The sequence below is a fragment of the Aeromonas sp. R9-2 genome, assembly GCF_040908025.1.
Taxonomy (GTDB): Bacteria; Pseudomonadota; Gammaproteobacteria; order Enterobacterales; family Aeromonadaceae; genus Aeromonas; species Aeromonas veronii.
This window is the reverse complement of sequence record NZ_JBFOCX010000024.1, coordinates 346,118-359,274: the sequence shown is the minus strand read 5'-3', so window position 1 is coordinate 359,274 and position 13,157 is coordinate 346,118. Positions and strand designations below refer to the sequence as shown.

Below are 13,157 nucleotides of genomic sequence, written 5' to 3'. Positions count from 1 at the left end.
GTGATTTCACCTTGGCTTTTTTAACTGCAAAATTCATATAAATTCCGTATGCAGTTCCAGCTCATCACTAGACCAATTGGTATTCAACACATTTGCATACCATAGCGTCAAAACCACATCCATCTGATTGTTATGCTTCAATGAAGCTGCGGCATCACACGCTGCAATAACTTCTTGCCATAAGTCATCAGGGTTAATCGGTGTGGATTTATCTTTAGAGGAAAGGATGTCGAGTGCTGTCGCGACATATTTCTTAGTTTTGATGGCTGTATCATAGTGGATTGGCATAATGCAACTGATGCTACCCAAGCTGCAGAGGGTCAGGAATGTTACCTTCGGGTTGTTTTTATACTGCTTTTTTTCGCCTAAGTCCTCTCCGAATGCTTCAAATATTGCCATATCCCAAGCAGTGATATGATCATAGTTGTTCTGCACCATTAAATGTACGGCCCTAAGTGCTGCTCCGCCGTATTTTCCATAGATAATCATAGGCACCCCCAAATTTTCCACATCATATACCACAATTAGCAGGGTGAGTTTTTTAATTATCTATTGCTGTTATCGATGAAATCTATTACTGACAACTTCAGTTATAAGAAAAAATAGAATTTGATTTAGATCAAATATATTGTGCTATTAGGCTACATTAATTGATGTTAATGTCAGAATAAACATATTGGAATATGAAGCTGAAAGATGAACCACGCAATTCTTTCTCAACTAGCCCGAGCACCTAGGGCTACCTCCCTACATGCGCCGGGGCTAGACTGCCCCCCCGACCTCAATTACTGCTGTTAAGCATTCCAACTCATCATGAGCCTGCCTAGTTTCAGATATTTCTTGAGTTACCACTAAGTAAGAATTCTCCGGATACGCAACCCCCTCCCTTTCCTTAAGCTCCCTCTGCCTCTGCTACCACTAATCCAGCCCGAGCCACAAACAGTGTCAGAATTGTTATCAAATGACGCCATCTGTCGTAGTCAGCAAGCCTCGCAACTCTGTGTGTCTACACCGGCAACAAGGGAAGGCGGGGCACAATAGAGTCCCCCTAGTTTATTAAACCTCGGATGTAGGCCAAGCAATTCGTAGTGCTGTTTATTGCCTCAATAGTTGTAGGAAAAACAAGGTCTCGAATGGCAGGCTACCGAACATGATTAATTGATAACAATTCCTATTTCCAAGCATTGACTAAGTTTTGCACAAGGTTGTATTTATCCACCTCGCCACTCCCGATGTGAGTCGGGTTCGGAAAGCTACAGATCTCTACACCTGAGACGGCTGAGCTGCAGATTGAGTATGGCATCAGTTATCAGTTCTCAACCCTCTGTGTACTTTCGCCATATCCAGGATGTTGATCGATTTAACGACAGTGCCATTGGTATCGCTCCAGGTTGGGAAGCTCGCAGTCTCTCTCCCCACAGTTGTTGACACCAGTACACTAACCCTCTTACAGGGTGGCACTCTATATTTCAGTCTGTGGAAAGAGGTTATTTCCTCATGATGAGTACAAATGAACAACCCATCCAGATCGCTCTACTAGGGGCATCGATGGATCGTGTTACCCAGCATATAACCGATTGGTCTCTATGGGACCCAGCACAGCAAGCAGTGCTGCTACTCAATTTACCAGCAGATGAGCAAGACCAGGTCTTGCTGGCGGTTCGCCGTGATCCCGACCGTTATTTGCATCCCGTTTTCTGCCTAGAAGCCAGCCCGCTCTCGCCCATATTGGCAGATGGTCTGCTTGGCCAACTGGATGAGCGGGCACCTCATATACTTGAACGTCTGTCCCTACTGACACTGCGTGAACACCCAGATGAGATGGATAAATTAGCCTGGTACAGCTGGCCGCGCGCTCACTTCCGCTTGTTACCACACTGGCAGGTAGGTTGCCGTCAAGGCTACAGTTATCCTCTGCTCGATTGTCTATTAGGCAGCGAGTCCATAGGCTCTTTGCCACAACTGGTGTCTGAACGTCTGTTGCAGAGCGAACAACTGGTGGATCGCGTGCGCCTGTGCAACCGCTGTCGCTCAGCTCACCTGAACTTTGTCGATGTTTGTCCGGAATGCTCCCATATTGCCCTTGAGGCTAAACCGGCTGTTCACTGCTTCACCTGTGGCCACGTTGATGACCAAGATTCCTTCATGCAACAGAGCACGTTGCGTTGTCCCAAATGTGTCACCACCTTGCGTCACATAGGGGTGGACTATGATCGCCCACTGGAGAAGTATCGTTGTCTCTCGTGTAACGCTCGTTTCATCGAAGCTACCGTATTGGCGCGCTGTTATGAGTGCGGTCAGTCAAGCAAACCGGATGATCTTGTGGTGACGCCCATCCATGAATATCGCATTGGCAAGCTGGCGCATCATATTGCCCGGGAAGGCAGCCAGCGGTTGCATCTCCCCCTAGCTTGGGGAGCTCCTATGGCTATAGAACACTTCCCTTGGTTGCTGCAGTGGAGCAACCGCCTGCTACAGCGTCACGGCGGCAGCCATACGCTGCTCGCTATACAGGTTGAGCATCTGGCCGAGTTTCGAGCAGAACTGGGGTTGCTAAAAGCTTTCCAGAGGCTGGCAGCTCTGCTTACTCGCCTACAAGCACAATTTCGGGATACAGACGTAGTTTGCCAGTACGCAGATGACTTGCTGCTGCTCCTGCTCCCATACACGGATGCAGATGACAGAGAGATATTGCAGAGCCGGATCCTGGCGATGAACAATATTGAGGGACTGGACACACTGACACTCAATGTGAAGATGCAACCCCTACCTGTCAGCCTGGGTGAAGACGCCAACCTATGGCTGAGTCACTGGCTGGATGGGAGCATCCAGCATGCATGATTGGCTGAGAACCGTTTATTACATCCTGATAGATATACTGGGCAGTCTGTCGGTTTCACCTCGGATGATTCTGCTGCTGTTGCCCATGCTGCTGTTGGTTGAAGTTCCACTAATGGCGCTGACGCTGACCGGAATCCTCAAGTGGTATGCCCGTCAGGAGCCCAGAGTGTCCGACCTACCGCTGTCACGACGCTGCCCCAGCGTCTCTTGTATCATCACCTGTTATGGAGAGGGGAATGCGATCCGCTCCACTATATTGACCCTCAAGGAACAGCTATATCGCGGTCATATGGAGATCATCGCGGTCATTGATGGCGCCAATGCCAACGCTCATACCTACCAAGCGGCCTTGGACTGTGTCCGCGAGTTTCAGGGATGCGAGAACCGAACCCTGGTGCTGTTGCCTAAGTGGCAACGTGGCGGACGGGTATCGACCCTGAACGCAGGCCTATCGGCGGCAACCGGTGAAATAGTGATGAATGCCGATGGGGATACATCCTTTGACAACAATATGATCGATGAGATTGTCGCCTGTTTTGATGATCCCAATATTCCAGCCGTCGGCGGAGCATTGCGAGTGCGCAACCTGCAGGCTGGGCTGCTGACCCGGATGCAGGGGATTGAATACATGATCTCCATGCAGGGCGGCAAAACCGGCTTAAGCGAGTGGAATCTTATCAACAATATTTCGGGGGCATTCGGGGCATTTCGTCGTGATTTCCTTCGCCAGATTGGGGGATGGGATACACACACAGCAGAAGACTTGGATCTGACATTACGGATCAAACACTACCTCAAGCGTCACCCCAGTCTGAAGATAGGGTTTGCCCCTAAAGCCATAGGCCATACTGATGCCCCTTCGGATCTAGTCACTCTAGCCAAACAGCGTCTGCGCTGGGATGGTGACCTGCTTTTCCTCTATCTGCGCAAGCACAAGCTGTCACTTACACCTCGCATATTAGGATGGAAAACCTTCCTGTTCACTCTGGTCTATGGGGTGGCGCAAAACGTGGTGCTGCCACTGCTAGTCATGGGATACACGTGGTGGCTGATCTTCAGTTATCCGAGTCAGTTTGTGATGGCCTTAATGCTCTGTCTCTATCTGGTTTACCTATTTCTCACTTTGATCAATTTTCTGGTGTTCCTGCTCGCAATATCAGAACGGCCCAGAGCCGATCTGAGACTGTTGCCTTGGTTGTGCCTCTATCCGGTTTATACCCTACTGATGCGTCTGTGGTGTGCCGTAGCACTTTTGAATGAAATATTCCGGCGCGGCCATGAAGAGAGCAGCATGGCGCCATGGTGGGTTCTGAAACGAGGAAACAAATTCTGATGAAAGTCACATTCACCCCCCCTAAAAAACAGGATGCCACCTCGGAACAGGGGATCCGAGTATTGTATGCCCCCGCGAAACGGATGGCATTCAAGGTGCGATGGTATCTGATCCTGATACTGGCCTTCAGTCCTGTCATCATACTGCTCTGGTATCTGGGACGAGAGTGGTGGCTAACTCAAGCACCAGCCATTATCACGACAGAGCCCCAGTTGGTGGTGGCCAATGGCGATGGCTTTATCCGCAATATCTACATGACACCGGGACAACCCGTCTCACAGGGGGATGTCTTGATGCAGTTTGAATCCCCTACACTCAATGTAAATATTGAGGCGCGCAAAGCCCGTTTGAAGGCGATTGTACTTAACAAGCAGCTCGACGAGCTTGAGATACTGCGCATCCTTGATGGACAAATCAGCATTGCTGAACGAGGCTCCCGTGAGCAGGAAGCTATCTACAAAGAATATGCAAACTACCGGCAGCAGAAACTGGTATCCAGCGCTGAATACGCCAGCGTTCTTCTGAGCTGGACACAGTCACTTATCGCGCTGCAAAAAGCCAAGGTAGACAAAACGCAACACATCTTACAAGTCAAAGAAGATCACCTGACAGGACCACTGGCCAGTGCTCGCCACTCTCTAGAACAGGAGTTGACGGAGATGGAAACCATGGCTATGCAGCAACAACCAGTAGCGCCTACCAGGGGCAAGGTCTCCGATGTGCTAGTACAAGCAGGGGACTGGGTCTTCTCGGGGGCTCCACTTGCGCTGATCTCCAAACGTGAGGATCCTCTAGTCCTTGCCTATGTGCAGCCCAAGTATTTGTCATCCATGGAGACGGGTCACAGGGCCATCGTCAAGTTACCCAGTGGTGAGCGTCTGGCAGCCAGAGTAGCTAGACCGGTCGAGCTAGCCGACAAATTGCCAGCACAATTGGCCGCTCCGTTTGAAGGGGAGAAAGCAACGCTCAAAGTAGCACTATCATTGGATGATAAGTTACCGCTCAGTCTTCAAGTTGAGGGGCTACCAGTCACAGTGCTATTTGATTGAGTCAAGGATTCAGCTCTAGGACGCAAGGGCCAGCCATATAGAAAGGTGGCTTCGTCTATGATTTTGACGAGTTTACACGTTGCTGCGATTACCTAGGAGGTTAATCAATAGCAGGAGCTCATGTACAGGATCTTTAGCGGCAACCAATTGAAATAGATATAAAAAGGCTTCGTTTGTGATCTGATTTTATCGCCAAACGGCGTTGTTTCCCAAATCAACCATCAAGCCACACCTGCCCCAGCCCCAAGTGACCGCTACACTCGGGGCTTTCTGAGAGGCAGGCCAAAGGTATTCAGTTTGTTTATGGCGCTTACATACGCCATGACTTCTCCCACTTGGCCGTTGTAGTTACGCAGGCTGATTTTCCCGCCAGCAACTGCTTGAACCGATACATCGCTGCCTCTGCCAGCGAGCGACGGTGATACCCCGATATCTTCTTCCAGTGCGCCAACCTTTCCTTACGCATCACCAGCACGGCCTCATTTCTTGGGTGCCCCTTTTTCCAGAGTCCAGCGTTATTGCGAGGCGGGATACAGACTGTCGCCCCTTTGCGTGAGATAAGCTGATGGCTGGCTTTGCTGTCATAGGCACCATCCGCATAAACACGTCCCAGCTTGCGCCGCAGAGGGTTGAGCAAGGTCGGCAACACCTCGGCGTCATGGACATTTTCCAACGACACTTCCGCCGCCACGATATCGTGGGCCACCTGCAACTTGCGCCACACTCGCCGCTTCTCGGCGCCGTGTTTTCTGACCTTCCACTCGCCTTCGCCAAACACCTTCAGCCCGGTTGAATCGATAACCAGGTCGGTGATACGTCCCTTGGCGGGTTGTCGATAGGTCACTTTCACCGTGCGAGCGCGCTTGCTGATACAGCTATAGTCCGGCGCACACAGCGGCACATTCATCAACTGGCACAGGGGGTCGAGTCATCCCTGAGTGGCCCGCAGAGTGAGGTTGAAAATCCCCTTGAGCATCAGGAAGGTAGAGATGGTTTGGTCAGTGTAAAGCTAGCTGCGGCCCGCCGCCCATGATGGTCGTGGTGGAACCAGTTGTTCATGGCCTCGGTATCAACCCAGAAGGTGAGTGAACCACGATTAATCAGAGACTTGTTGTATTTAGGCCAGTTGGTGATGGGTGGAAGCGACGTGCCCATGATACAGACTTGAAGAGGATCGTGGTGATCAGATCATCGAGTCCTCAGTAAGTTCCCTTCAAACTGCATCGATTTGGGAAACAACACCATTATCGTCAAAATCCGGATACTTATTGATGCGTCCATCACTTTACCAACGAAGCTTACTCAACAGAATTTCCACATCAAAACAAAACGTTCAACACATTTGAATCATTCCCACATAAAACTCAATACAAATACCTATAAGGGAATAGCATAAAGACTATAAATATAATGACAACCCTGTAATTAATCAATGATATGCGATCTCATATGGCGCTCAAAAATCTAATAACGTACAGTACTCGAACACTTCACAGGGATAAATAAATGTCGAGTAAACTTCCATTTTTAGACTTGGCTCGCGGTTTGGCTGCAATATTTATGGTGTGTACTCATGTAGTGAGTATTAACACAAAGACTCAAATTGCAGAACATTCTATCTTTGGGAGAGTTATAACATTACTAGGTGAAGCCCCTGCCGCCCCAGTATTCATGGTTGTCATGGGGATTCTATACGCATATAAGAAAGAGCATCAATTTACGCACGATATAAAGCGCTCATTTTCATTGTTTGCTAAAGGGTACTACCTTAATTTATTACGATTAGCAGTCCCCTTAACCCTCTTCTTATTTTATATGCCATTTGATACAAGTGAGCCGGATGATAAATTAACAAACTTTGCCGATGATATCATCTCGAATTTACTTGTGGTTGATATCCTACAAGTCGCAGGCCTATCATATTTGATAATGGCGATAGTCAATAAATTACAACTTAATGATGTTTGCATAACGCTTCTGATACTATTGGTTTTGGTGTACTCCCCTTTTATATGGGGCCTTGGAACCTATGTTCCATTTTGGGGAAGGTTACTCGAACCATTATGGGGTATTAATGGGGAAATGGTTTCATTCCCTCTATTCCCATGGGTCATCTATCCATTGATTGGCATGATCCTTGGTAGAAGATATAGCAATCCACTTACACTAACAACACAGGCAATGGGGTATCAGTTTGGCTTCGGTGTATTGTTATCCTTTATTGGCATACTCATATCAAAAACTAATATCTCATTTCACTTTGGTGATTACTGGAGAACCGGTCCTGGCGGATTAATATTATACATTGGTTTTATTATGCAATGGCTTGCACTCATGTTCTTTGCATCTCCATACCTTCATAAAGGTTTTTTGAACATAATTAGTTTTATAAGCACACACATCACCAACTTCTATATTGTTCAGTGGGTTATTATTTCAGCAAGCATTGTCGTGCTTGATCAATATAAACTTGATATAACCGAGTCACTCGTAGCTATTATCATAATAATAGCAATGTCGTTTTTAATTTGTAAAAAATTACAGAAGCACAATGTAAACTTATAGTAGGAGAAAACTTATGAAAATATTTATATATATGCTAGGTTTGGTTTTATCTAGTGGTGTCTTTGCAAAGGATAATCGAGATGGGATTGCCTATTCGATAATATCACTTAATCAAAAGATCATAGACTTCGACAACTCATTGAACCTTGATAACTCCATTCGAGAGCAAGGTGTAGATTTTCTATACGACAGCTTATCTCTTGCCAGTGAAGTCTTTATCGAAAAGGCCTCTATCGGTTCCCCATCATTCGTTGATTGGATCACTACATCACGTAAAACAGCCGGTGATAACCCTTGGACACGCTATCGCTCCACAATGATCAAAGGTGAGAGCAGTTATGTTTTAGAAGGTAAAATCGGAGATACGCTTTACCTTGGCATCCAAGTTTATACATTACGTGATGGAAAGAACGTGGCTCTTCCAGAAAAAAATGTTTCAACAGACAACATCAAAGTTGGGGATAATGGAACTTTCCGTATCGAGATCGGTCCTAGAGCTGCAGCAAATGGGATCACGACTGATGCCAATGACTACATGCTGATTGTTCGCGAGTATTATGCTAATGGAGCCGTTAGAAAAAATGCTCCAGCCGAGTTGATGATCAAACAAACTGATGGTGATTTTGACACTCCATTCATTGCCTCATCATCGGATCGAATTACACGAGCCAGTGCCTTTTTGACTAGTTTGGTTGAAAGCTCGCTTGACCTCACTTCCCAGATGAGTAAAAGCAAAAATACAAGTGCAGAGGTAAACCCTAGACCTGACCTCGTTCAAGCGCTCTTTCCCACCACTGATAATCGCTATGATGGTTTCTACATTCAACTTGAAAATGACAAAGCAATTAAATTGACAGGTAAGATACCTGCCAACTTAAAGTATGCATCCATCACATATTATAATCCTTACTATGCTACTGTTGATTATGAGAAGCATAAGACATACATCACTAAAGATGAATTGGAATTAAATGCAGATGGCAGCTACGAAGTCTATATAACCAAGTTTGACATCAAAGACAAAAAAAACCTCATCACTACTCAAGGATATAACGAAGGCGTTATATCAATACGATACCTTGGCAAAGAAGAACTTGATTTTGAAACCAAGGTTATCGATGTAAATGACATACCAAACAAGGACATTAAGAAGGATGACCGTAATGGTGGTGGCGGTTCAGTACCTGCTGAGTTATTAATTCTAGGTGCTATTTACATGGCAAGAAAGAGCTTGGCAAGCTGACATTAAGCATAAAGCCACCATTACCGGTGGCTTTATGCCACCTCAATACTGACAGGTATATGGGATTTCTGTTGTAAAGCTAATGACCTTTTCTACGGACACAACTGCATCATAATCTTCTGCAAACCCATCGTTCGCCTTCCCTTCATCAACACCATAAAATTCTATATAAACCTTCGGATACATATATCCACTCTCGGCTCTAATTTTGTTTGTTGCCTTTTCAACATCATCCATAACCTGGGGTTGTTTCGCATATAACCAAAAGTCCTTTCCCCCACCACAAGGGGTAAAAGCACTTACTTCAAATCCTTCTGAATAGACACCTCGCCAAGGCTTTTGTTCTGTGACCGAACTTGAGCAACCTGTAGCAAGTGAAGCAATAAAAACTGAAAATAATAGCTTTCTCATTGAAAACTCCAATTGAATTGAGGCTTGTAATTTTCTTTTATATCATATCACCAAGTTCCCTTAAAATAAAACTATGACAATCACCCTTACTTGGGTGATGTCATTCTTCTGTCAATATCACATCGAACATATATAAATAAGACATCGGCTCAGGCCGATGTCTTATTCTTGCTAAACCACATCATTAGTTTACGTTTTGGTTAGCCATTCAATTACTTTTTCCCCTACAAGGGTCTCTTGGCCAGCAAACCAATGATTGGTACCTGGAGCGCATAACGCAAATTCACCCGGATTCATCGGTGCCTTATCTACAGGGCCATCAATTTTCACCAGTGGCGTGTATTGAGCCTTTTCTGCAGCATCAGCATAAAGAGTTGATGAACAGGCATCATTGGTGTGATGAACAAGTAAGGTAGGTTTACCAAGTTGGCTAAAGTCAATTGCTGAAAGCCCTGTGCCACCGGGCGCTTCCTGAGGAGCATCCGCAGGTTTTGCCGCAACCTTATAGCGAGCACTGAGCAAGACTGTGGCATCAACTTCACTTGCCAAAGCACGCGACACATAACCTGCCGAAACCGAACCACGGCTATGACCCATCAGCACAACCTTCGACTTTGGATACCGTTGCTTCAACTCTGAAAGAACTTTTCTCATATCAGTGAAATGTTCTTCAGACTGTCGAAATGACTCACCAAGGCCTTTGCGGTCTGAAGGTGTGTCGATAACCGCTACTGCAAATCGGGGAGAAGTGAAAAGCTCACGCTGTTTTTCTAAAAGGTAAAATTTCTCAGCTTCAGCTTTCCCATCTTTCATCTTCAATCCGATATTACCGTTAGATGAGGGGAAAAAGACGATAAGGAATTCAGGCTCCTGACTTTTCGCCTCCCACAGTAAAACTGGCTGAGTTACACCAGTTCTGGTCTCTAACTGGATCAATTCATCTGCTTTAGCCTGAGTTGTTAATGGCAACATCAACAATGGAATTAGTTTTATTATACTTTTCATCGAATGCTCCTTATTAACAGACTGCGGTTTAGGTGGCTAGCATCATTGATGCTAGCCATTACGGCCACTACCAATGGCGATTGGAATACGATAACTAATATCATGTTCGCCAAACTGGATGTTGATTTCACCACTTTGATGACGTGGGATCTTGATCATGCTCTTCTTCATAGTAAGCATGTCGGTGGAAATAACTTCACCATTGCTATTCTTGACAATTACTTGTCCCTTTATGAAGTTGTCATCTTTAAAATTCAAGAAGAGCGACCCTGGATTGTAGCTAACTATAATATTCGCTGGATCTTTCATTACCATATCTGATGCCATCGTACTGGCTTGAGCAGTATTGAGTAGCAGCATGCTAGCGAGACCTGCAAGAATGATTTTTTTCATATGTATACTCCGTGTTTATATGGATGTAACCCAATCAGGCAACCAATTTATCGCCCAAATCTCTAATATTTTATCGAATCCGGTGAATATCATTGTGCTCAACAAAATCAGAGCGATAGCCAGAATATATTTTCCATATCTTGCACTATTACCTATTTTTTTGAGCTGCACACCAGAGGCATAACCGATCCCCACCAGAGGGAGTGCGCAACCAAGTCCAAAGGACAGCATGACAAAGAAAGCCATCACCATATTCTGTCCGGAAGATGCCAAGGCTATGGCTGTACCAAGGGTTGGCCCAACGCAAGGCAACCACACCAGTCCAAGCGACATACCTACAACGAGTTGAAAGGCAGCTCCAGATCCTTGCACATTTCCCCCTGGCATCCTGCTTACAAGCAGGGAGAGCCAGTAAGACATGCGGTCGTTCAGTGCTGGCGTTAGCAACACTGTGCCCATCAACAACATCAAGCTCGCCGAGAAGTACCTCAATATGTCTGGTGAAATCCCCAAGCTAAGCAGAATAAAGGTGATCAGGCTACCGGCAACGGCGAAGGTAACGCTGATCCCCACTGCCAGCAAAATGAGACCCGTGCGTGAGGCCTGCATGGCAGAGCTAGCCACTGCGGGTATCATGGGTAAGACACAAGGCGATAGCAGGCTGAGGATTCCGGCCATAAATGCCAGAGGAATGGATGACATATCCATTACATGGCACTCTCAGCATCTTTCAGAACTTTGAAAATTTTATCTTCACGGGTTTCCGCCACGCTAAACCATATCTGTTTATCCCCTTTATAAAGCATCAGGGTTGATTGGCGAGGCGCCTTGAAATAGGTGACCCAATTTTTCTGTGTATCGAAATTGATAATGAGCTGATTTATTTTACTATTGGGGTTGTCCTTAAAGTATGAGCTAAGGACTTTGTGCTGAGCTTTGCATGTTGGGCACCAGTCAGCATGTACCACCAATAATGTCACTTGATTTTGACGTTGAGCCTCTTTCCAAGCTTGCTCAGTAAAGTCCATGCTTTGTGCGTTATCCATTGCATTAGCAGTACTAAAAAAAAGACCAAAAACAAACGTCATAAAAATTGTGCGTATAGTTCTCTTCATCTTCTACCCTCACTTCTAGATGTTACGACTCACTTCTAAGTAGACCCGACTGACGAGTATTAACTTTCAAAGAATAAAAATTATTTTCTGGAGTAAGTCGCTAAAAAAATGCGCCCGGGAGGGCGCAAAGGCATCAGTACTATTGAGTAGTGAGCAATGCTCGGCATTGATTCAAGTAGTACCAACTCACACCAAGGAACACGATATCCTTAAGGATGAAAAACTCAGTAACGGGGACGCCATCAACCAGTTTCCAAACACCCGGTAAGGTCAACAGGAAGCTCAGGGTCGCCACGAAGGTGACTACAGCCCCCCAGCTACTCCAATAGCCGATGCGTGGCTGCCAGAGCCCTATCACCAACCCTGTGGCGATAACTATCTCAACCAAGCCGATCAGGTTGGATACCCCTTGCTCTGAAAGAAGGCTATAGAGCCAGTTCATCAGAGGATGGCTTGCCACCAGAGGACGAATGGCTGCTGCTTCGGTTGGCGTAAATTTGAACACGCCAATCCAGAGCAGGGTCAGTACTACGCCACCAAGGGCAACCAGAAAGCCTTTATCGTATCGCTGCATACAGACTCCTTAGAGGGTCAGGGCGACGATCGGGAAGTCGATCTCGGTGCCGGCAAGGTGATTGCCGTAGTTAGTCATGGTGTTGACTACTACCTGACCAAGCACCTCCAGCACTAACTCGTCATCCAGCCCGGCGTTGTAGGCATTATGTAGTTGCTCATCACTGACAACCCCCCGTTGGGTGACCAGCAAGATGGCTAGTTGCAGTAAGGCATGATCGACAGGATCTGACGCGTTACCTTGGCGGGCCTCTTTAATGTCTTCAGGCGTGAAGCCCATTTTGTCGGCCAACAGGGTATGTGCGGATAAGCAGTATTGGCATTTGTTGGCTTGGCCTATCGCGAGAGCCAGCAGTTCACGTTGGCGTGCGGTCAATCGCCCTTTGCTCAGTGCTTCAGCGAATGCCAAGAAGCCGTTGAACAGGGCTGGTGAATGGGCCAGTGTGGCATAAAGGTTGGGGACCATACCCAGGTTACGCTGCATGGCGGAAAAACTGGGAGCAACGGGCGGTGAAGGTTGGGTTACGGGTTGAATGCGGCTCATGGTAGTGCTCCAGTGGGTTCATTGAGGTGCAGAGGTAGTTTGCCGCGCATCGTGATATGGTTTATTACCCATAGTCTCTAAAAAC

The 13,157-nt window shown here is 46.6% G+C and carries 13 protein-coding genes, 1 pseudogene and 1 riboswitch; of the genes and pseudogenes, 5 read left to right on the top strand and 9 right to left on the bottom strand.

The window, feature by feature from the left end; all coding sequences use genetic code 11:
• Positions 1-33 precede the first annotated feature (33 nt).
• Entirely contained in the window at positions 34-489 is a 456-nt protein-coding gene (locus AB5Y71_RS10730; protein WP_234879982.1) for a hypothetical protein, read from the bottom strand.
• Positions 490-1,212: 723 nt separating this feature from the next.
• Positions 1,213-1,291: riboswitch (cyclic di-GMP riboswitch) on the top strand.
• A 206-nt stretch (positions 1,292-1,497) separates the two neighbouring features.
• Here AB5Y71_RS10730 and AB5Y71_RS10725 point away from each other — a divergent pair.
• The 3 genes from AB5Y71_RS10725 to AB5Y71_RS10715 are packed head-to-tail and all read left to right on the top strand — an operon-like array spanning position 1,498 to position 5,223.
• Positions 1,498-2,841, top strand: a complete 1,344-nt coding sequence (locus tag AB5Y71_RS10725) for a diguanylate cyclase (RefSeq protein WP_139411713.1) — start codon at positions 1,498-1,500, stop codon at positions 2,839-2,841.
• Entirely contained in the window at positions 2,834-4,174 is a 1,341-nt protein-coding gene (locus AB5Y71_RS10720; RefSeq protein WP_120414204.1) for a glycosyltransferase, read from the top strand. The genes AB5Y71_RS10725 and AB5Y71_RS10720 overlap by 8 nt, the downstream gene beginning before the upstream one ends.
• Positions 4,174-5,223, top strand: coding sequence for an HlyD family secretion protein (locus AB5Y71_RS10715; protein WP_005351625.1), 1,050 nt, complete (start codon positions 4,174-4,176; stop codon positions 5,221-5,223). The genes AB5Y71_RS10720 and AB5Y71_RS10715 overlap by 1 nt, the downstream gene beginning before the upstream one ends.
• Before the next feature lie 254 nt (positions 5,224-5,477).
• Here AB5Y71_RS10715 and AB5Y71_RS10710 read toward each other — a convergent pair.
• Positions 5,478-6,378, bottom strand: a pseudogene (locus tag AB5Y71_RS10710) (IS5 family transposase).
• A 351-nt stretch (positions 6,379-6,729) separates the two neighbouring features.
• On the opposite strand from AB5Y71_RS10710, the gene AB5Y71_RS10705 reads away from it, so the two are divergent.
• Positions 6,730-7,788 (top strand): heparan-alpha-glucosaminide N-acetyltransferase domain-containing protein, encoded by a 1,059-nt coding sequence (locus AB5Y71_RS10705; RefSeq protein ID WP_139411712.1) that lies wholly within the window; start codon positions 6,730-6,732, stop codon positions 7,786-7,788.
• Positions 7,789-7,801: 13 nt separating this feature from the next.
• On the top strand, positions 7,802-9,031 hold the full coding sequence (locus tag AB5Y71_RS10700) for a DUF1214 domain-containing protein (protein ID WP_139411711.1): 1,230 nt from the start codon (positions 7,802-7,804) through the stop codon (positions 9,029-9,031).
• Positions 9,032-9,073: 42 nt separating this feature from the next.
• Here AB5Y71_RS10700 and AB5Y71_RS10695 read toward each other — a convergent pair whose 3' ends face one another.
• The 7 genes from AB5Y71_RS10695 to AB5Y71_RS10665 all read right to left on the bottom strand — a co-directional run bounded on the left by AB5Y71_RS10695 (position 9,074) and on the right by AB5Y71_RS10665 (position 13,072).
• The gene (locus AB5Y71_RS10695) at positions 9,074-9,442 is read right to left on the bottom strand and encodes a hypothetical protein (protein WP_224970025.1); all 369 of its coding nucleotides are present in this window, start codon (positions 9,440-9,442) and stop codon (positions 9,074-9,076) included.
• Positions 9,443-9,631: 189 nt separating this feature from the next.
• Entirely contained in the window at positions 9,632-10,447 is an 816-nt protein-coding gene (locus AB5Y71_RS10690) for an alpha/beta hydrolase (protein ID WP_120414201.1), read from the bottom strand.
• A 51-nt stretch (positions 10,448-10,498) separates the two neighbouring features.
• The gene (locus AB5Y71_RS10685; RefSeq protein ID WP_139411709.1) at positions 10,499-10,840 is read right to left on the bottom strand and encodes a hypothetical protein; all 342 of its coding nucleotides are present in this window, start codon (positions 10,838-10,840) and stop codon (positions 10,499-10,501) included.
• Between the two features lie 15 nt (positions 10,841-10,855).
• Positions 10,856-11,548 (bottom strand): cytochrome c biogenesis CcdA family protein, encoded by a 693-nt coding sequence (locus AB5Y71_RS10680; RefSeq protein ID WP_115523135.1) that lies wholly within the window; start codon positions 11,546-11,548, stop codon positions 10,856-10,858.
• A complete protein-coding gene (locus tag AB5Y71_RS10675; protein ID WP_201944848.1) occupies positions 11,548-11,955 on the bottom strand; it encodes a thioredoxin family protein in 408 nt (135 codons plus the stop codon). The genes AB5Y71_RS10680 and AB5Y71_RS10675 overlap by 1 nt, the downstream gene beginning before the upstream one ends.
• A gap of 139 nt (positions 11,956-12,094) precedes the next feature.
• The gene (locus AB5Y71_RS10670; RefSeq protein ID WP_045790060.1) at positions 12,095-12,529 is read right to left on the bottom strand and encodes a DUF417 family protein; all 435 of its coding nucleotides are present in this window, start codon (positions 12,527-12,529) and stop codon (positions 12,095-12,097) included.
• A gap of 9 nt (positions 12,530-12,538) precedes the next feature.
• Positions 12,539-13,072, bottom strand: a complete 534-nt coding sequence (locus AB5Y71_RS10665; RefSeq protein ID WP_368171532.1) for a carboxymuconolactone decarboxylase family protein — start codon at positions 13,070-13,072, stop codon at positions 12,539-12,541.
• Positions 13,073-13,157 lie beyond the last annotated feature (85 nt).

Bases quoted from the DNA above. Each gene is read 5' to 3' on its own strand.
- AB5Y71_RS10730 (WP_234879982.1), bottom strand. From the start codon at position 489: ATGATTATCTATGGAAAATACGGCGGAGCAGCACTTAGGGCCGTACAT.
- AB5Y71_RS10725 (WP_139411713.1), top strand. From the start codon at position 1,498: ATGATGAGTACAAATGAACAACCCATCCAGATCGCTCTACTAGGGGCA.
- AB5Y71_RS10720 (WP_120414204.1), top strand. From the start codon at position 2,834: ATGCATGATTGGCTGAGAACCGTTTATTACATCCTGATAGATATACTG.
- AB5Y71_RS10715 (WP_005351625.1), top strand. From the start codon at position 4,174: ATGAAAGTCACATTCACCCCCCCTAAAAAACAGGATGCCACCTCGGAA.
- AB5Y71_RS10705 (WP_139411712.1), top strand. From the start codon at position 6,730: ATGTCGAGTAAACTTCCATTTTTAGACTTGGCTCGCGGTTTGGCTGCA.
- AB5Y71_RS10700 (WP_139411711.1), top strand. From the start codon at position 7,802: ATGAAAATATTTATATATATGCTAGGTTTGGTTTTATCTAGTGGTGTC.
- AB5Y71_RS10695 (WP_224970025.1), bottom strand. From the start codon at position 9,442: ATGAGAAAGCTATTATTTTCAGTTTTTATTGCTTCACTTGCTACAGGT.
- AB5Y71_RS10690 (WP_120414201.1), bottom strand. From the start codon at position 10,447: ATGAAAAGTATAATAAAACTAATTCCATTGTTGATGTTGCCATTAACA.
- AB5Y71_RS10685 (WP_139411709.1), bottom strand. From the start codon at position 10,840: ATGAAAAAAATCATTCTTGCAGGTCTCGCTAGCATGCTGCTACTCAAT.
- AB5Y71_RS10680 (WP_115523135.1), bottom strand. From the start codon at position 11,548: ATGGATATGTCATCCATTCCTCTGGCATTTATGGCCGGAATCCTCAGC.
- AB5Y71_RS10675 (WP_201944848.1), bottom strand. From the start codon at position 11,955: ATGAAGAGAACTATACGCACAATTTTTATGACGTTTGTTTTTGGTCTT.
- AB5Y71_RS10670 (WP_045790060.1), bottom strand. From the start codon at position 12,529: ATGCAGCGATACGATAAAGGCTTTCTGGTTGCCCTTGGTGGCGTAGTA.
- AB5Y71_RS10665 (WP_368171532.1), bottom strand. From the start codon at position 13,072: ATGAGCCGCATTCAACCCGTAACCCAACCTTCACCGCCCGTTGCTCCC.